Raw genomic sequence first — 18,867 nt, 5'->3', positions numbered from 1 at the left:
GAAAGAAAATGAACTACACAAATACCCTGAAAATTGCAATCAATGCCTTGCGCCGAAATAAGTTTCGGGCCTTTTTGACCATGTTGGGGATCATCATTGGTGTGGCTTCGGTAATTGCGATGTTGGCCATTGGGCAAGGTTCCAAAAAAAGTATTCAGGACGAGATGTCATCCATGGGAACGAATATGATTTTTATTCGACCGGGAGCCGACATGCGTGGTGGTGTACGCCAGAGTGCCAGCGATATGCAAACCCTGAAACTTTCGGATGTGGATGCCATTAAACAACAATGTTCTGCAGTATCTGCAGTTTCGCCGCAGGTAAGTTCATCGAGCCAGGCTGTGGTTGGAAATAATAACTGGCCAACAAGTGTTTATGGTGTTGATAATGACTATCTGGAGATTCGAAAGTATTCAATCGAAACGGGTCGTAATTTTTCGAATCGGGAGGTTAAGACCTACGCAAAAGTATGCCTGGTGGGCCAAACAATTGTTGAGAACCTGTTTCCGAATGGTCAAAATCCGATTGGTCAATCAATTCGTGTTGGAACGATCCCATTAAAGATTATTGGTGTTTTGGCCGAAAAAGGAGAAAACGGCATGGGGCAGGATCAGGATGATTTGATTCTTGCTCCGTACACAACCGTTCAGAAAAGGATGTTAGCAATCACCTATATACAGAGCATTTTTGCATCTGCGGCATCCGAAGATTTGAATGATCAGGCTATTACTCAGATTACAGAAACCTTACGACACACCCACAAACTGAAAGCCAATGACGAGGATGATTTCAGTGTTCGTTCTCAGGCCGAGATGGTTCAAATGTTTTCATCGGTCAGCGATATGATGACCATGCTTCTTGGGGCTATCGCAGGAATCTCACTGTTGGTTGGTGGTATTGGTATCATGAATATCATGTACGTGTCGGTTACCGAGCGGACAAAAGAAATTGGCTTGCGTCTCTCTGTTGGTGGCCGCGGAAACGACATCATGATGCAATTCCTGGTTGAGTCAATCCTCCTGAGTGTTAGCGGAGGTGTGATTGGAATCTTACTGGGCTTAGGTGCATCAACGGCAGTTTCGGCCCTCATGAATTGGCCTACTGTCATTGTGCCGATGTCGGTTGTTTTTGCCTTCCTGGTATGTACTGTTATCGGTGTTTTCTTTGGATGGTATCCGGCTCGAAAAGCAGCCGCCTTGAATCCGATTGACGCTTTACGATACGAATAATACACCCCTGTGCAGTCCGTCATCTTGGCGGCTGCACCTTTTTCTTCACCGAAATATGTATATTTGATTTACCGGGTTTCCCGGAAAACTCAATTGCATGAATACGTGAGATCAATGATCCGATCTTCGTTTCCGGAATATTCAAATTGATTTTAGCAAATGCCGATCAAACTTCATTTTAATAACCGACTCGCTATTTTGCTCCATGCCCTGGGATGGGCCATTATTTTAATTATCCCGAGTTTCCTGATTTCAACATACGGAGGAGAACGGGGGAGCCATTTCTTGCATCAATTTTATTTTAATGCGCTGATCTACGGATGTGTGTTTTACCTGAACTATCTGTGGCTGGTGCCTCGGTATTTTCTGAAGGAAAGCAAGCTGATGTATTTTTTGTTGGCTGCCGCTTTAATCGTAGTGCTGTATTTTATAAGCTATTTTATTGGCGAATATGTTTTCCACGATTCGGTTCATGAGAAGGAGATGGCCGATCTTATGGCACAAATAAGTAAGGCCAAAGGTGACGAAATCCGACCACCAATCTTTCAGTTTAAAATCTATAACTTCTTTTCGACTGCAGCTTTGGTGACTGGTTTTTCATTAGGCTTGGGCGTTTTGCAGCAGCTTTCGAAAAACGAGAAAAAACGGAAAGAACTGGAGAAAGAAAAATTGAACTCGGAACTGGCTTTCCTGAAAAGTCAGATTAGCCCGCATTTCTTTTTCAATACCTTGAATAATATTTACACCTTAATCGGGATTGATACCGACGAAGCCCAGGAGGCTGTGCTGAAACTGTCGAAGCTGATGCGCTACTTACTATACGAATCGGAAGGTGGTTATTCGCTGTTGAGTAACGAAATTACTTTCATGAACCACTACATCGACCTGATGAAGTTGCGAATTAATAAAAAGGTTGACTTGAAAGTTGATTTGCCCGAAAGTGTACCGGAGCTAAACATCCCTCCACTGCTGTTTATTGCTTTTATCGAAAATGCGTTCAAGCATGGCGTGAGTTACCGGGAGCGGTCGTTTATTCATATTCGAATGGAGGTTGATGGTGAGCAAATTCGTTTCGAAACCCGCAACAGCATTGGACGAAGTGGGGGCGAAGGCGAAAAGAAACATTCAGGAATCGGCCTGGAAAATGTGAAGAAACGACTTGATTTACTGTATCCCGACCGTCATGAGTTGAAAATTACGGATAGCCCGGAGGAATTCGTGGTCCGTTTATCGATTAATCTCAAAAAGTAATTGTCATGAACATTCGAACGATAACCATTGATGATGAACCTTTAGCCTTGCAATTGTTGTCGGGTTATGTGGAGAAAACGCCCTTCCTCGATTTGTTGGGCTCGTTCGACAACCCCTTGGATGCCATGGATTTTCTGTCGGAGAATGAAGTTGACCTGATCATCCTCGATATTCAAATGCCCGACCTGACAGGGATCGAATTTGCACGGGTGCAGGATACCAGGGCTAAATTGATTTTTACAACAGCATACGAAAAATATGCTTTGGAGGGCATTAAGCTGAATGCAATTGACTACCTGCTGAAACCCTATAGCTACCAGGAATTTTTAACAGCAGTAAACAAAGCAAAAAAGCAGATCGACCTCGAATTGGGGGCTGCTACAAGCCTGGAAGCGAATAATCAATTCCTTTTTCTAAAATCTGAATATAAAATTCGCCGCATCAATTTTAACGATATTCTTTATGTTGAAGGTTTGAAGGATTATGTGAAAGTTTACCTGGCCCACGAAGACAAGCCCATTCTTTCACTTAGTTCGATGAAGGCGATGGAGGAAAAACTGCCTGCCGATCATTTTATGCGGGTTCATCGCTCGTTCATCGTTAACCTCGATAAAATTGAAGTGATTGAACGCAGCCGCATCGTATTTGGAAAGACTTATATCCCAGTCAGCGAACAGTATAAAGAGAAGTTCCAGGAGTTCCTGAACCAGAATTTCCTGTAAGATCAATCATTCACCAGGTGACTTTGAGTCACCTGGTGAATAAAAGTCACCCGGTGAATAGCTTTACAAGCTACTTATCGTGAGCTCTTTGGGGAAAGCGATTATGCCCAATAGACTTGCCTCGAGCCCCATGGGGCTCGCAACCATCCCCAAGGTACTAGTCGAAAGTAACCAGGGGACGATGAAGCGAACCATGGGGCCGATGATGGTCCCTCAGGGGACAGAGATTGTCCCCAATATACTTGCCTTGTGCCCCATGGGGCGAACGGCTATCCCCAAGGTACTTGAGAGAAGTAATCAGGGGATGATGACGCGAACCATGGGGCGGATGATGATCCCCAAGGGGAGAAGGACTTGCCCCAAGGTTCCGGTCCCTATCCCTCGTGGGATAATGACGATCCCCAATGTTTGTACTATCTTTGCACTAAACTATTCAAAAGGAATTATGACCGGAAAAGATTTACGGATTGTATTTATGGGAACGCCCGATTTTGCTGTGGCTAGTTTGAAAGCTTTGGTTGAGGGTGGTTATACTATTGTTGGTGTCATTACGGCCCCGGATAAGCCTGCCGGTCGTGGGCGTCAACTGCAACAGTCGGCCGTGAAACAATATGCCGTTGAGCAAAACCTGCATGTTCTGCAACCCGAAAAGTTGAAAAATCCGGAGTTTATTGCCGAGCTCGAAGCTTTGCAGGCCGACCTGCAGGTAGTAGTGGCCTTCCGCATGTTGCCCGAAATGGTTTGGCGGATGCCTCGCTTGGGAACGTTCAACCTGCACGGATCGTTGTTGCCGCAATATCGGGGTGCTGCTCCCTTAAACTGGGCTGTTATCAATGGTGAAAAGGAAACGGGTGTAACAACCTTTCTGCTGTCGCACGAAATTGATACAGGAGCCATTCTTTTTCATGAAAAAATTACCATTGGCGACAACGACAATGTAGGCGATATTCACGACCGGCTGATGGATATTGGTGCGGGCTTAGTTGTAAAAACCGTGGATGCTTTAGGCGAAGGAAATTATACAACCGTTGAGCAGGACGAAATTCAGAATGAAAACCTGAAACCGGCCCCCAAAATCTTTAAAGAAGACTGTAAAATCGACTGGAGTAAGCCAGCTGTTGAAGTACGGAACCTGATTCGTGGGTTGTCGCCTTACCCGGCTGCCTGGACCGAGTTGGTTGATGGTAAAGGAAAGGTCTTCAGTTTGAAAATTTTCCGTGCTGAAATTCAACCGGCTAATGGTGTTGCCCCGGGGACTTTGGAGACCGATGGTAAAAGCAGCCTTAAAATTGCAGCTAAGGACGGTTGGCTGGTCATTAGCGATCTGCAGCTGTCGGGCAAAAAGCGCATGGCAACCGAAGATTTCTTACGTGGAGTACACGATCCCGAAGCATTTAAGGTGCAATAAAACAAAGCTAAATATCAAAGAAAAATGCTGATGATCTCGATGAGATATCAGCATTTTTACTTTTTCTGAAAGTTATGCTAAAGATTTACTATCCTAATTTCGGGGCGCCTTATCGCGCAGGTAAATAACCGTTCCGGCTACCGGCCGTTCTCCATAGCGCATCCGGTTCATTCGGTATAATTTCTTCAGTCGGATACCGTATTTTTGCGATACGTAATGCATGGTTTCGTCCGACTGGAAAACATGTGTTTTAAAGTTCCGAAGGGCTTTATTCCGTTTCGGAACGATGTACAAAATTTCGTTTACCTGCAAACGGTGCTCATCAGGCAGGTCGTTGTACTTGTAGAGTTCCCACAAGCTCATGTTGAACTCGTCCACAATGCTTTGCGGTGTGTCGCCGGCTTTCACCACAATCGATTTCAACCCGTTTCTGAAAACAACCTTGCGGGTTTGGTAGGGGTTAATCAGTTCTTTGGCTGCTTCTTGCTTGTGGTTGTTTTGGTTCTGGATCATGTCCAGTTCTTCACCGTCAACAACATGATCGTACTCATACAATTTATAGTCTTCAATAATCTTGATCAGTGATTCGGCATAATGTGAAGCGGTAGCATAGCCTGCCTTTTTCAATCCGCGGGCCCATCCTTTATAATCGGTAATGTCCAGCTGGAAAAGGCTTGCATAGCGCGGGTTAGCAACCAGGAAATCACTATGGTCGATGTACGATTCTTCAACCGAACTATAGTGGCGGAAACACTCATTTCGCATATCATCGTCGTGATAAACGCGCCGACCGGTCCAGTTGCTTTTACATTTAATACCAAAATGGTTGTTCGATTTACGGCTTAGGTCGCTATTGCCGTTTCCCGACTCCAGGCAACCTTGCGCCAAGGTAATACTGGCTGGAATTCCACAGCGTAGCATCTCGTGAATCGCCAGTTTACGGTACTTTTCAATATATTCTTCGCGGGTAAGCACCCGTTGTGCCAAACTTAAAATTGCCAGCGAGCAAAAGAATATTAGTAAACTTGTTTTCTTGAGCATAATTCTTGTCTTCTGTAAAATAAATCTTTCCCTGGACCTCGTTTTTGCGCTAATACAATTTTAAAGCGTTATTTTTGAGAAAAAGCTTCCTGACAATGCGAACAAAAGAAATCAAAATTCTGATATCGGAATACAAAAATTCGGAAGAGTTAATAACAAACGATCGTGAATTAGTTTTTGCTGCCCGCGAAACTGCAGCAACAGCTTATGCTCCTTATTCGCATTTTAAGGTGGGAGCGGCACTCCGTTTAACCAACGGAATAATTGTGCGAGGCAGCAACCAGGAGAATGCTGCGACCCCTGTTGGCATATGTGCCGAACGCTCTGCTTTGTTCTGGGCCAATGCCAATTATCCGGATCAGGCGGTTGAGTCGATCGCGATTTCAGCGATTGATCAAAATGGAGAACATGCCTTAAATCTGAGTCCTTGCGGTATTTGTCGGCAAGCTTTGTTGGAATGTCAGCACCGGTATAATCAGGAGATTCGTGTAATCCTGGATAGTCGAAATAAAATTGAAGTGTTGAATAGTGTGGAATGTTTACTACCGCTTAGTTTTAACGGAAATTCGCTGAACGGCTTTAAATAGCCTTGTCAGTATGACAAAAAAAACTCCGCCAATTGCTTGACGGAGTCTGTATCTGAAATTAATTCTTTAGTTCTTTAATCTGAACGAGTTCATCCCAAATGGGGTCGCCTTTGGGAGGGCGAGCCACGATAGTGATGGGTTCTTTCTTCACCGGGTGAATAAACTCCAGCTTACGGGCGTGTAAGTGAATACCTCCATCCTCGTTACTGCGGGCAGCACCGTATTTCAGGTCGCCTTTAATGTGGCAGCCAATTGTTAGCAACTGTGCCCGGATTTGGTGGTGACGACCGGTTTGCAGATCAATCTCCAGCAAGTGATAACGGTTCAAACTGGCTTTGTGCTTATAACTTAAGCTGCACAGTTTCGATCCTTTCTTTTGTTTTTTTGAGGCGAAGCTTTTGTTTTTTCCCTCATCTTTCCAAAGATAGTGTTCCAGTGTGCCTTCCTCTTCTTCCGGTAAAATATCGACAACAGCCCAGTAGGTTTTCTTAATGGCTGTTTTATCCTGAAACATTTCATTCAGGCGGGTAAGCGCTTTGCTGGTCCGTGCAAAAAGTACGATCCCGCTTGTCGGGCGATCCAGCCTGTGAGGCGATCCCAGGTAAACATCGCCGGGCTTGTTATATTTCTTTTTAATATAGGCCTTAACCTTTTCAATTAAAGGTTCGTCGCCGGTTTTGTCACCCTGTACAATCTCGCCACATGCTTTATTGACAGCAATCAGGTGGTTATCTTCGTATATTACTTGCATAGGTTAAAATTTCAAATTCGAAGATTCAAATTCCAAGTTTCACAACTTAAAACTTGAAACTCAGAACTTGGAACTGATTAGTATTGTTCTCGTTCGTTCGGGAAATCCTTCGATTTTACATCGTTAATATAGTGTGTGACGGCACCTTTTATATCTTCTGCCAGGTTTGCATAACGTCGTAGGAAACGAGGTGAAAATTCCTGAGTGATACCCAGCATGTCATGAATCACCAAAACCTGACCGTCAACGCCGTTACCGGCACCAATACCGATTACGGGGATGCGTAACATTTCAGAGACTTGTTTTCCTAGTTTGGCCGGAATTTTTTCAAGCACAACAGAGAAACAACCGGCTTCTTCCAGTAATTTGGCATCTTCGATTAATTTTTGAGCTTCTTCTTCTTCCTTGGCACGAACCGAGTAAGTTCCGTAGCGGTTGATTGATTGTGGCATCAATCCTAAGTGACCCATGATGGGGATACCGGCCGAAAGGATACGGTTAACAGATTCAATGATTTCTTTTCCGCCTTCAATTTTAATCGCATCGGCAGCTGTTTCCTTCATAATGCGGATGGCCGATTTCAAAGCTTCTTTACTATCACCCTGGTAGGTTCCAAAGGGCAGATCGACTACAACTAAAGCCCGGTTAACAGCCTTGCGAACTGAAACCCCGTGATAGATCATTTGATCCAAAGTCATAGGGAGGGTCGTTTCGTTTCCGACCATCACATTCGAAGCCGAATCACCAACTAAGACAACATCAATTCCTGCCTGGTCGACCAATTTTGCCATACTGTAATCATAGGCAGTCAACATGGAAATTTTTTCACCCTTCAGTTTCATCTCTGACAAAACATGAGTGGTTACCCTTTTTACTTCTTTATGTACTGACATCTCACAATTAAATTAATACAACATGCAAAGTAAGTAACTTTTATTGAATGTGTCGGTATTGCCATCGGATAAAGCACTGACATGTTTGTCTATGTCGTTTTGTCATCAAAACTGTCAGTGATAAAGTTCAGGCTTGGGACGTTTGTGCCAATTTTTCACCCGAAAGCAAGGTTTTTTACTTGGCATGGTGATTGAATAAATCACACCGAGTTCAGAATTTTAATTAGAAATAGAATTAAAAACTAAAGATAAAAATGGGAAAAATTATTGGAATCGACTTAGGAACAACCAACTCTTGCGTTGCCGTAATGGAAGGTAACGAGCCGGTTGTAATTCCTAACAGTGAAGGAAAGCGTACAACTCCGTCAGTTGTTGCTTTTGTAGAAGGTGGAGAGCGTAAAATTGGTGATCCTGCAAAACGTCAGGCGATCACAAATCCACATAAAACGGTTTATTCAATCAAACGTTTTATGGGTGAAGGTTTCTCCCAGGTAAATAAAGAAGTTTCACGTGTACCTTACACTGTTGTGCAAGGTGATAATAATACACCTCGAGTACAAATTGATGATCGTAAGTACTCACCTCAGGAAATCTCAGCAATGGTTCTTCAAAAAATGAAGAAAACAGCTGAAGATTATTTGGGTCAGGAAGTAACAGAAGCTGTAATTACAGTTCCTGCATACTTCAACGATGCTCAACGTCAGGCAACCAAAGAGGCTGGTGAAATTGCCGGTTTGACAGTTCGCCGGATCATCAACGAACCTACTGCCGCTTCATTGGCCTATGGTTTGGATAAGATGGACCGTGACATGAAAGTTGCTGTATTCGACTTGGGTGGTGGTACATTTGATATCTCAATCCTTGAATTGGGTGATGGAGTATTCGAAGTAAAATCAACCGATGGTGATACTCACCTTGGTGGTGACGATTTCGACCAGGTGATCATTGACTGGTTAGCACAGGAATTCCAAAATGAAGAAGGTGTTGACCTGCGTCAGGATCCAATGGCTTTGCAACGTTTGAAAGAAGCTGCTGAGAAAGCAAAAATCGAGTTGTCAAGTTCTACATCAACGGAGATCAACTTGCCATATATTATGCCGGTGAATGGTATTCCAAAACACTTGGTAAAAACATTGAGCCGTGCCAAATTTGAGCAATTGGCTGATACATTGATCAACGCTACAATTGAACCTTGTCGTAAAGCATTGAAAAATGCAGGTATGTCATCTTCTGACATCGACGAAGTGATTTTGGTTGGTGGTTCAACACGTATTCCTGCTATCCAGGAAAAAGTGCAACAGTTCTTCGGTAAAGCTCCTTCAAAAGGTGTTAACCCCGACGAAGTTGTAGCAATTGGTGCTGCGATCCAAGGTGGTGTATTGACTGGTGAAGTGAAAGATGTCTTGTTGTTGGATGTTACTCCGCTTTCATTGGGTATTGAAACAATGGGTGGTGTCATGACAAAATTGATCGAAGCGAATACTACGATCCCGACAAAAAAATCAGAAACTTTCACCACTGCAGCCGATAACCAGCCGTCAGTTGAGATTCACGTTCTGCAAGGTGAACGCCCAATGGCAAACGGTAACAAAACAATTGGCCGCTTCCACTTAGATGGTATTCCGCCAGCACAGCGTGGTATTCCTCAAATTGAAGTAACTTTTGATATTGATGCTAATGGTATTCTGCATGTAAGTGCGAAAGATAAAGCAACCGGAAAATCACAGTCAATTCGTATCGAAGCTTCTTCCGGTTTGAGTGATGATGAAATCAAACGAATGCGCGATGAAGCAGCTGCAAATGCTGATGCAGACAAAGCTGCACGCGAAAAAATTGATAAACTGAACCAAGCTGATAGTTTGATTTTCCAAACTGAAAAGCAAATGAAAGAGTTTGGCGATAAATTGCCGGCTGATAAAAAAGCTCCGATCGAAGCTGCATTAAATAAACTGAAAGAGGCACATAAAGCGCAGGATGTTGCTGCGATTGATGCTGCAACTGCCGAGTTGAACCAAGTGTTCCAGGCTGCTTCTCAGGAAATGTATAATGCTCAGCAAGGACAACCAGAAGGACAACCAGGACCTGATGCAGGTGCTCAAGCAGGAAATGCACAGTCTGGCCAGGATGGTGAAGTTACTGATGTTGACTTTGAAGAAGTCAAGTAGGGTACAATAAATAACAATTACTAATAATTGCCAAAGCGCAGTAAGTCTTTTACTTACTGCGCTTTTTGTTTTTATTAAATTATTGTTTCAGGCGAATTTTCATTGAATTTTGGCCTATATTTGTACCATATCTGTACCGGAACTTAATTCACGACGAAGTGGAACATATGAGTCCTTAAGGATAATAGTGAGACTTAAATGATGGTGAAGATGGTGATAAATAAAATTCAAAAACAATGTGAAGTATGTAACGAACTGTTCACTCCGAAGACGGTGACTTCTGTTTATTGTTCGAGGCATTGTAGCGATGTTGCATATCGCAAAAGGAAAGTACAGAAGAAAAAGGAAGATCAAAGGAGAGCTGTAATTGAAAGCATTCCAGATGACCGTCCTTATATTTCAGTACCGGAGGCAGTTGCTCTTTTGGGTATTGCAAAAAGCACTTTGTACCGACTTGTCCGCCAAGGAAGAATTCCGGCGATCAATTTAGGTACTCGTCTTGTGAGAATTGATCGTGTTACAGTAGAACAAATGTTTCCGGATCAACCGAAGACATTGCCAACAAAAGAGAATCCGGCAGTGAAATTATATCGTCTAGAGCGAGAGGATTGCTACACGATCGGTGAAATTGCTAAAAAATTTGGCATTTCTGATAGTTCCGTTTATAAACATATTCGTAAATTCTCTATCCCAATTCGACAAATTGGAAAATTTGTTTACGCGCCAAAAACAGAAATCGATAGTATTTACAACTCTAGATAATAGGAGGACACCTCATGAAAGAACTATCAAACACGAAGGTTACGGTGAGACTTCGGAAAGCTGAAGATCGCAAGGAGTGGTATGTTTATATTGAGAGCTATCCGGTATTTGTTCCCGGTAAAAGTAAACCGCAACGAAAACGAGAATATTTGAACAGGATAGTTACCTCTGTTGAATGGGATAAGAAGAGAGTGGCTCGTTCTTCTACTGATGGAGAGAAGACATACAGGCCCAAACGAGATGACAACGGTGTTGTTATTTGCAAAAGTGAGCTCGACAGAGAAACGATGTTGTATGCAGATGGTGTACGCAAGCTCAGACAGCGTGAATATGATAATGTTGATTTGTACAGTGATTCAGAGAAAGCGCTGTCAGAACAAAAAGAGCGACTTCAACAAAATTTTATCGATTATTTTGAAAGGTTAATTGATCGACGCCACGGGAAGAATAGTTCAAAGTCTATCCGAATTAATTGGGAACGAGCTCATGTATTTTTGAAACAGTTTGCCGGTGACACCCTTCTGTTTTCGCAAATTGATACCCGTATGGCCGAAGAATTTAAACAGTTTCTTTTGTCTGCTCCAGCGGGGCATAAGAAAAGTGGAACAATCTCACATAATACGGCTGGGACTTATTTCTCTATTTTTAAGGCTGCTGTCAAACAAGCTTTCATTGACGACTATTTGACTGTAGATTTAGCTGCTAAAATGAAAGGATTGAGGGATCAGGAATCGCGTCGAGAATATTTGACCGTTGACGAACTTAACACCCTTGCCGCAACCCCATGTGAAAGGGATATTCTTAAAAGAGCAGCTTTGTTTTCTGCACTAACAGGATTACGTCACTCGGATATTCAGAAACTTCAGTGGAGAGAAATTAGCAAAAATGGGAAACAAGCCTTACTCCAGTTTACTCAGCAAAAGACAAAGGGTGTTGAGTATACTCCTATATCAGAACAAGCCCTGGAACTTTGTGGACCTCCAAGATCCCCGGAGCAATATGTTTTTGAAGGTTTACCTGACCCTTCATGGATATCACGTCCACTCAAGCAGTGGATTACAGCTGCAGGGATTAAAAAAAATATTACATTCCATTGCTTCCGTCATACATTCGCTACCTTGCAATTGTCAAGTGGTACTGATATCTACACTGTTAGTAAAATGTTAGGGCATACAAATGTTAAAACCACTCAGATTTATGCTAAAGTGGTAGACGATAAGAAAAATAAAGCCGCACAGGCTATTCAATTAGATGAAATAAGATCAAAGAATGGGTGAAAAATGTTCCTTTTGGGAATATTTATGATAAAAGTTTCTCAATAAGTGAATATCTTGCTCCAAAAACCGATATATCACACAAATGCTGAAACCGAAATACATTGAATACATTGTTGTTTTAGGGGCTATCTTATTTGGATGCACCGTGATGGCCGTTTTTGTCAGATTATCCGTTCTTGCACTTGGAATTGACGAATTCACAGCAAATGTTATTTTTTTCGCAACTATTTTTTTGTTGTTTATGAGCTATGGTATTCTCATGCTTGTTATCGACGGCCTTTATAAAGCGATCGCTAAAAGGATACTTTTCTACCGCAAGAATACAAAGATATATGCGCCAAGTCCGGTTGAAGTAAAGGACTCTAATAAAATTAGGGAAGACAGTCTGCAAGCGTTGGCTGAAGAAGAGCAGAACTTAAAAAAAGTTGTGATAAAATACACTCAACAGAAATTTGCACCATATACTTCTAATAAACAATTGGATTTGCTCTGTCATTATATAGCTAATTATTTAGACGGGAAGCAATTGTCGGTTACACAACAGATCAGTGTAATCAAATTATCAAACTTGGATATTTACCATTTTGGATGGAATATCTGGAATTTCAAAAAAGTCAGCAATCAGACTGAACTTGCTTTATTCCTAAAAAGTGTATTTCAAGATGTACTCAAAGATGCAGAGGTTGAAACGATAAAGCGACATCTGAAAGACGACGAGTCAAAAGGAATCATAAAAATTGAGAAGGAGCTCCTAGCGGAATAAAGATTAGAAATTATCACCATCCGTAGTGTTTCTTGCGTGTTTTTTCTGTGGCATTACAAACACCCAGAAAACACGGGCTTCATTTGCAGCATAACGATCAAAAACAAAAGTTATGGATGCAAATGAAATTTCCTTTGAGAATCTGCCGAAAGCAGTTGCTCATTTGGTCAACGAAGTGGCCGAAATAAAATCACTGATGGCAAAAGAGCATAAGCCATTAAATCCTCCCAAACGCATACCTATCGGTATTGATGATGCCTGCCGGATTATCGGTAAAGCTAAACCAACCGTTTATACCCTCGTTCGCAAGCGATTGCTGCCATGCTACAAAAATGGTAAGAAGCTTTATTTCTTTGAAGATGAGCTACTGGACTGGATAACCCATGGGAAAAAGAAAACGATTCAGGAGATTGAACGGGAAGCAAGCTCAGAATACCAAAAACGTTATAAAGGCCTACGAAGATGAATCTGTTCGAACTGATCACTAATTTCTGGCGAGTTGATGAACAGAAGAACTTTTCAGGAAACGAGACCCGATTGTTTTTCTTCCTGATTCACGTAGCAAATCGTTCGTATTGGCCGAAGTGGATTGAATTCGCGGATAAACGAATGGTTGCTCATGCGAATATTTCGTTACAGGTACTGAAATCTGCACGAGATCGACTGAAAGAAGCTGGCTTGTTAGACTTCGCCCCAGGGGGTGGATTTAGGGTCAAAACTAAGTATCAGATTCTGACACCTAGGTCGAACCTTAAACTCTCACCATACAATAGTAAGACAAAAGACAGAAATTTTAATATCGATTCTAATGGAGAAAAGAAAGGATTTGTCCACACCGGAAGTGATTTTGACTAATCGGGGATTTTGTGGTGCTCTGCTTGAAGATGCTCAAAGAGTTATCATCGATGAAAGAGAAAAGATAACCCAACGGCGTTTGTTTCTTTCTCTGGAATATTCCGACTTCCTGAATCTGTTTCGGACATTTGGAAGCATTTGCCTGCTGAAGCGAAATCAGGACCAGAATTTTATCATTGATGATAACAACGAACCAATAATCAAACAGTTCTACTTTTATACGACCAATAATCCTTCCTTTTTTGGTGATTTAACAAAAGGGATCTTACTGCAGGGCAAATACGGTTGCGGCAAGACTGTTCTGTTGGAAACCTATTCAATTCTTCATAATCACATTGTAAAAAAGTATTGTCTTAATTACCCCTTGCTGCTGTTTGTGAAATCGGTTGAATTGCAAGACCAAATTCGAAAGCAGTCGCTGGCGACGTTTGTAAGAAGACCGTTAATCATTGATGAATTTGGCCGGGAACCAAAAGCGATTCAGGATTACGGGAATATTACCCGTCCCATTTCCGAGTTATTAAGTCTCAGAAGTGATGTTGGAGCGATCACCCATGGAACTTCGAATTTTGCACTGAACACGCTTTCATCTGATGAATTTTATGGAGGGATGATTGGCGATCGGCTTAAGGCCATGTTCAATTTCATCACCTTACCAGGTGAGAGCAGGAGGAGGTAAAATGAAGATCGAAAATCGGACGCTGAGATTATTGGAAAGGACTCTATTTGTTGATGAAGCAAGTTTGTGCTTCGGTCAGACCGAAACCTTGCTCCGAAGAGCAAAAAACATCCCGTCGGTCTCATTTATTTTCAAATTCCAATTCAAATGAAAACGATTAAAAATAGAAATATTAATGGGAGGCCAGCCAAAAAGCCTTCGGAGAAGAAGGCCTATAAAGTAACTCTCAAGATGGCTACTGAGGAATATTATTCTCTTAAAGCTAAAGCACGGACGGCAGGTGTTAACCGCAGTGAATTTATTCGTCGATGTATTCAGTCGGGAGTGGTGAAACAACGGCTTACACCAGAATTGGCAGGATACATTCGACAGCTATGTGGAATGGCCAATAATATCAATCAGATTGCGAGAACCGCTAATGCGGCTGGTTTTTTTGAAGTCCAGAAACATTTGTTTACGATAACTGAGCGACTGGATAATTTGATTATACGGATTGAGGATGATTGCTAAAATCGTACAAGGGCAAGGATTTCAGGGAGCAGTGAACTATGTTCTCAATAAGAAGGATGCCAATCTAATTTATGCAGAAGGAGTGCGGTTGAAAGATAATGCATCCATTACACAAAGTTTTGTCACCCAAAGCAAGCTAAGACCAAACGTGACAAAGCCCGTCGCACATATATCATTGGATTTTTCGGTCCAGGATAAGGGAAGGTTGACAGATCGGCTTATGGTCGATGTTGCGCAGGAATATTTACAAAAGATGGATTACGAAAATACACAGTATATTATTGTTCGGCATCATGACACAGAACACCCACACGTTCACTTGATAATAAACCGGATTGACAATGATGGCAAGAGGATTTCGGATCAGAACGAAAAACTGCGGAATTCCAGAATTTGTATGGAATTGACGAAGAAACACGGTCTTTATATTGCTGCTGGAAAAGAGAATGTGAAGGAACACCGACTCAAAGGAGCAGATAAGGTTAAATATGAAATTTATAATGCTTTAAAATCGGCTTTGCCCAACTGCAGAAATTGGCAGGAGTTGAAAATTGAACTTTGGAAATCCGGTATTTCTCTCGATTTTCGGAAGAATGGGAGTACGGATAAGATTCAAGGCGTGCGGTTTCAGAAGGATGAATATAAATTCAATGGATCAAAAATTGACCGGGCTTTCAGCTATTCCAAGATTAATTATCAGTTGCAACAAAATGCCAGGTTGATGCCTGTTCTGTCCTTTCCGAGTTACGCAAATAAGCTTCACAGTGGGAAGGCATTTTCTTCTTCATGGGGAACAGCTGCTTCCGTGATGGGAGATTTGTTGAATATGCTGAAAGCTTCTCCAGGGAATGTTGGAGACAATAGGGAACAATTACGAGAAGAGGCACAAAGACGGAAAAGGCGGAAAAAGGGGCGCAGGTTGTAACGAATTAAAATTAGGATTATGGGAACAGGGAAAATGGATTCTTCAGTAGTTTATGCTCTTTTTGAAGAATTAAAACAAAAGATTGATGAATTGGGCAAGAGAAATACCGAAAATGATCAGTCAAATCCAGATGTTGGTATCGAGAAATTGAGGGGACAAACGGATGGCTTCCAAGAGCCCGTTAGGCGGAAGGATTTTTCAGCAGAACAAATGAAGGAACTCAGGAGTGATATCGCCCAAGTCACGGCCTATACCATCGAAAAAATTCATGGTAAGCTATTTGTGGTGTCAAATGAGTTAAAATCTATCCTAAACGGTATCGGCAGGAAGATTGAGCTATCACAAGCTAATGAAAATGTTACCGTCCGCAAAGAGCACGTGTTTATCGTAGATTTTCGAAGTAGTAAGACTGCCGTGACCATCATTGCTTTGGTTTTGATTATTCTCTCTTTAATTGCCGCTAATATCTGGCAGTTCAATAATAATGCTCTCTTAAAAGATAATGACCTGAAGTATAGATATGTCAAAATGAAAGGAAAGGCAAAGGCTCAAGATCTTTCTCGATTGGAGACTGTTTTTGTTTATGAACGAAATAGGGATAGTATTTCGGTTATTCGCAAACAGGTTGAGACCTACGAGCGATTAGTGAAGCAGGAGATGGAAAAATTGGAACGAAAAAAGTTGGAGAGTGAAAGCAATGGAACAGGATCGAAATGAGGATTAGCTCTCTAAATTTTGGCCGCGTTTCGGAAAGGGATTTTAGAAAGTTAAGTGCGAGGGGTTTTGTAGATTACACCTAGTGATTGGTTGATACTCTAGTCTACACTTTAATCCTTTATTGTCGGTAAATTTGCAGGCAAACATAGATCTTTACTTTCGTTGGAGCAGTATTTGGTTGTATTGCCAATACAACATTATTATTTTGGTTAAATCACCCAAATAGTCCATTCCTATCTTTAGTTTGGATAATTTATGAAATGTTTATGCTTTTTGTTGTGGACTTGTTCCCTTGTATTGATGTTAAATATTATTATTAATTTGTCAAGAGTTGTCTTTATGTCAGTAAACTAACAGAACTATACCTAAATGAACTACATAAAATACTCTTTATTTTCTCGATCTTTTGTCACAATAGCGATGATGTACATATTGGTTAGCTGTGGGTTAAAAGATTCGCCTAAAAATAATTCATTGTCTGAGAGATTGACCGAGATAGAAGGGGAAATGTTTCACAATGCTGAAAACCTGGATTCTTTAATAAACGGATTAGATACCACAAACCTCTCACCGATTGCAGCAGCAAGAATAAATACGATAAAGGGATTAGCGCAATATAATAAGGAAGAATATCGAAATAGCATTTCATCCATTGAAAAAGCGGAACTGGTTTTTATTGAGGCCAAAGACGAATATCATCTCCATATTAGCCGGCTGGTAAAGGCATTTGCTTTCGAACTCCTCCAATTAGAAGGTGTTGCATTGGAAATGTACGTTGACTGTGATGCCTATTTTAGCACTAATGGATTTACCACTTTGAGATTCTATTCTTCCCTTGGCCTTTTAAGATATAGCAATCTTATCGGAATCGACGGAGAAGAACTGAAGAAGAGAATTCAAGAAGACTCCGAAAAATTAAAGGATCCTTTATACGACGGGCTATTCTATGCGACACTTGCTTTTATAGAAAAAAAACAAACTCTCCAAATTGATTATACTCAAAGAGCGATTGAATCCTTTTCAAAAGGAGACTATTGGGCCAAGGTATATAAATGGGAACTTAACCTTCTGTATAAGATGATGGAGAAAGACCATTCAGAAAAGGTGCAGAAATATTACGATCAATTTACAACCAAGAAGTACTCACATACACCTACTTTAAACGAAAGGCTGCGCTATAAATTTGCTCAAGCTTTTTTGTATATCAAACAAAAAAAGTTTGACGATGCGATTAAAATAGCGATTGAAGTCTTAAACGAAGCCGATAAGGCTAATGATACCAGAGCTATGAATGAGTGCCTGCAGAATTTGGTTTTTCTGTATGTAAAAACCGGCAACTATAAAAAAGCCTTTGAAATGAGAGAAAAGTTTCTCGTGTTAGATTCCAAACGGGTTAGTGAACTGAAACGAAATCAATTATTTGCTTTAGGTGCTCACTACAAATTTTCCGAGCTTCAAAAAGACAAATCTAATCTTAAGCTGAAAGTTCAACGCAGTATCCTGATTATAATAGTAGTTAGTTTTCTATCACTTAGCCTGGTCATATTGGGATGGCAACTGCTTCAACGGGATAAGCGTACGCGAGAGAAATTGCAAAAGGAGAAGATGGAAATTCAAGGGCAAATTGATATTTTACTTTCATCATTTCGGAAATCAGAAAGCGACAACAAACAATTAATTAACCAAATGGAGGATGTGAAAAGTCGGTATAACAAATCGATCCGAATCTCCGAATTCTTAAGTTCTGTCGAAAATCGAGAGATTAAAAACTGGATGGAATTTGAAGTCCACTTTTCGGTATTGCTCCCAAGGTGGGTGGAGAGTTTAAAGCAAAAAGCTCCTGGTCTTACGCCAACGGATATCAGATACTGTATGTGTATCTATTTTAATTTGAGCAATTACGTGATCTCTGATTTGTGTAATGTAAGTAATGATGCTATTAAAAGCGCAAAAAAAAGAATCCGTGACAAGTTGTTACTAGCAGACGCGACTGAAATCTACCTCTTCCTGAAAGCTATTGAATAACAGCCCCTTAATATTCACACAACAAAATACACCCTTTTACACCCCAGCCAGAAATAGAATTTTTATTCGTGGTATTTTACATTTGTAGCAGATCAGAAAAAAGTCATTACTACTAACTAAAATTACGATGAAAAAGAAAATTACTATTTCTTTGTTCGGTGCGTTTGTTCTTTTAAACTTCTTTATATCCCCGAATTATCGTTCGGAAAGTCACGCACAAATAAATTTGGAGATGCTATCAGCATGCGCAGACGAATCGGTTGAAGAACCACCGGGGCAAATATATCCTTCGCCTTCTAGCGAAGTT

At 41.3% G+C, this 18,867-nt stretch carries 18 protein-coding genes; 15 read left to right on the top strand and 3 right to left on the bottom strand.

Going from position 1 to position 18,867, the window contains the following annotated elements:
- The first annotated feature begins 8 nt into the window (after nucleotides 1–8).
- The 4 genes from AC37HE_RS01900 (at nucleotide 9) to fmt (ending at nucleotide 4,610) form a co-directional block, all read left to right on the top strand.
- Nucleotides 9–1,229, top strand: a complete 1,221-nt coding sequence (locus AC37HE_RS01900) for an ABC transporter permease (RefSeq protein ID WP_500781080.1) — start codon at nucleotides 9–11, stop codon at nucleotides 1,227–1,229.
- A gap of 159 nt (nucleotides 1,230–1,388) precedes the next feature.
- On the top strand, nucleotides 1,389–2,480 hold the full coding sequence (locus tag AC37HE_RS01895; RefSeq protein WP_500781079.1) for a sensor histidine kinase: 1,092 nt from the start codon (nucleotides 1,389–1,391) through the stop codon (nucleotides 2,478–2,480).
- A 5-nt stretch (nucleotides 2,481–2,485) separates the two neighbouring features.
- Nucleotides 2,486–3,202 carry a LytR/AlgR family response regulator transcription factor gene (locus tag AC37HE_RS01890; protein ID WP_500781078.1) on the top strand — a complete coding sequence of 239 codons (717 nt, stop codon included), beginning with the start codon at nucleotides 2,486–2,488 and terminating at the stop codon, nucleotides 3,200–3,202.
- Between the two features lie 103 nt (nucleotides 3,203–3,305).
- Nucleotides 3,306–4,610 carry a methionyl-tRNA formyltransferase gene (fmt, locus tag AC37HE_RS01885; protein WP_500781077.1) on the top strand — a complete coding sequence of 435 codons (1,305 nt, stop codon included), beginning with the start codon at nucleotides 3,306–3,308 and terminating at the stop codon, nucleotides 4,608–4,610.
- A 93-nt stretch (nucleotides 4,611–4,703) separates the two neighbouring features.
- On the opposite strand, the gene AC37HE_RS01880 is transcribed toward fmt, so the two are convergent.
- Nucleotides 4,704–5,651, bottom strand: coding sequence for a glucosaminidase domain-containing protein (locus AC37HE_RS01880; protein ID WP_500781076.1), 948 nt, complete (start codon nucleotides 5,649–5,651; stop codon nucleotides 4,704–4,706).
- Between the two features lie 95 nt (nucleotides 5,652–5,746).
- Between AC37HE_RS01880 and AC37HE_RS01875 the strand changes: the two genes are divergently transcribed.
- Nucleotides 5,747–6,238, top strand: coding sequence for a cytidine deaminase (locus AC37HE_RS01875; RefSeq protein ID WP_500781075.1), 492 nt, complete (start codon nucleotides 5,747–5,749; stop codon nucleotides 6,236–6,238).
- A 58-nt stretch (nucleotides 6,239–6,296) separates the two neighbouring features.
- On the opposite strand, the gene AC37HE_RS01870 is transcribed toward AC37HE_RS01875, so the two are convergent.
- Nucleotides 6,297–6,989 carry an RluA family pseudouridine synthase gene (locus AC37HE_RS01870; RefSeq protein ID WP_500781074.1) on the bottom strand — a complete coding sequence of 231 codons (693 nt, stop codon included), beginning with the start codon at nucleotides 6,987–6,989 and terminating at the stop codon, nucleotides 6,297–6,299.
- A 77-nt stretch (nucleotides 6,990–7,066) separates the two neighbouring features.
- Nucleotides 7,067–7,882: a 3-methyl-2-oxobutanoate hydroxymethyltransferase gene (gene panB, locus AC37HE_RS01865; protein WP_500781073.1), complete on the bottom strand. Its 816-nt coding sequence runs from the start codon at nucleotides 7,880–7,882 to the stop codon at nucleotides 7,067–7,069.
- Between the two features lie 254 nt (nucleotides 7,883–8,136).
- Here panB and dnaK point away from each other — a divergent pair, with 254 nt between their 5' ends.
- The 10 genes from dnaK (at nucleotide 8,137) to AC37HE_RS01815 (ending at nucleotide 18,560) form a co-directional block, all read left to right on the top strand.
- Complete coding sequence (gene dnaK / locus AC37HE_RS01860) at nucleotides 8,137–10,047, top strand: molecular chaperone DnaK (RefSeq protein WP_500781072.1); 1,911 nt, start codon at nucleotides 8,137–8,139, stop codon at nucleotides 10,045–10,047.
- 210 nt (nucleotides 10,048–10,257) lie between these two features.
- Nucleotides 10,258–10,809, top strand: a complete 552-nt coding sequence (locus AC37HE_RS01855) for a helix-turn-helix domain-containing protein (RefSeq protein WP_500781071.1) — start codon at nucleotides 10,258–10,260, stop codon at nucleotides 10,807–10,809.
- A 14-nt stretch (nucleotides 10,810–10,823) separates the two neighbouring features.
- The gene (locus AC37HE_RS01850; RefSeq protein ID WP_500781070.1) at nucleotides 10,824–12,086 is read left to right on the top strand and encodes a site-specific integrase; all 1,263 of its coding nucleotides are present in this window, start codon (nucleotides 10,824–10,826) and stop codon (nucleotides 12,084–12,086) included.
- 82 nt (nucleotides 12,087–12,168) lie between these two features.
- The gene (locus tag AC37HE_RS01845) at nucleotides 12,169–12,849 is read left to right on the top strand and encodes a hypothetical protein (RefSeq protein WP_500781069.1); all 681 of its coding nucleotides are present in this window, start codon (nucleotides 12,169–12,171) and stop codon (nucleotides 12,847–12,849) included.
- Between the two features lie 112 nt (nucleotides 12,850–12,961).
- Nucleotides 12,962–13,315 (top strand): helix-turn-helix domain-containing protein, encoded by a 354-nt coding sequence (locus tag AC37HE_RS01840; protein ID WP_500781068.1) that lies wholly within the window; start codon nucleotides 12,962–12,964, stop codon nucleotides 13,313–13,315.
- Between the two features lie 342 nt (nucleotides 13,316–13,657).
- A complete protein-coding gene (locus tag AC37HE_RS01835; protein ID WP_500781067.1) occupies nucleotides 13,658–14,383 on the top strand; it encodes a hypothetical protein in 726 nt (241 codons plus the stop codon).
- A gap of 147 nt (nucleotides 14,384–14,530) precedes the next feature.
- Complete coding sequence (locus AC37HE_RS01830) at nucleotides 14,531–14,893, top strand: plasmid mobilization protein (RefSeq protein ID WP_500781066.1); 363 nt, start codon at nucleotides 14,531–14,533, stop codon at nucleotides 14,891–14,893.
- On the top strand, nucleotides 14,883–15,818 hold the full coding sequence (locus tag AC37HE_RS01825; RefSeq protein WP_500781065.1) for a relaxase/mobilization nuclease domain-containing protein: 936 nt from the start codon (nucleotides 14,883–14,885) through the stop codon (nucleotides 15,816–15,818). The genes AC37HE_RS01830 and AC37HE_RS01825 overlap by 11 nt, the downstream gene beginning before the upstream one ends.
- Nucleotides 15,819–15,836: 18 nt before the next feature.
- Nucleotides 15,837–16,535 (top strand): hypothetical protein, encoded by a 699-nt coding sequence (locus AC37HE_RS01820; protein WP_500781064.1) that lies wholly within the window; start codon nucleotides 15,837–15,839, stop codon nucleotides 16,533–16,535.
- A 369-nt stretch (nucleotides 16,536–16,904) separates the two neighbouring features.
- Nucleotides 16,905–18,560 carry a tetratricopeptide repeat protein gene (locus AC37HE_RS01815; RefSeq protein WP_500781063.1) on the top strand — a complete coding sequence of 552 codons (1,656 nt, stop codon included), beginning with the start codon at nucleotides 16,905–16,907 and terminating at the stop codon, nucleotides 18,558–18,560.
- Nucleotides 18,561–18,867 lie beyond the last annotated feature (307 nt).

The organism is Mangrovibacterium sp. (assembly GCF_059905295.1).
Note: the sequence above shows the minus strand (reverse complement) of the source record. Positions and strands in the feature narration are given on the sequence as shown.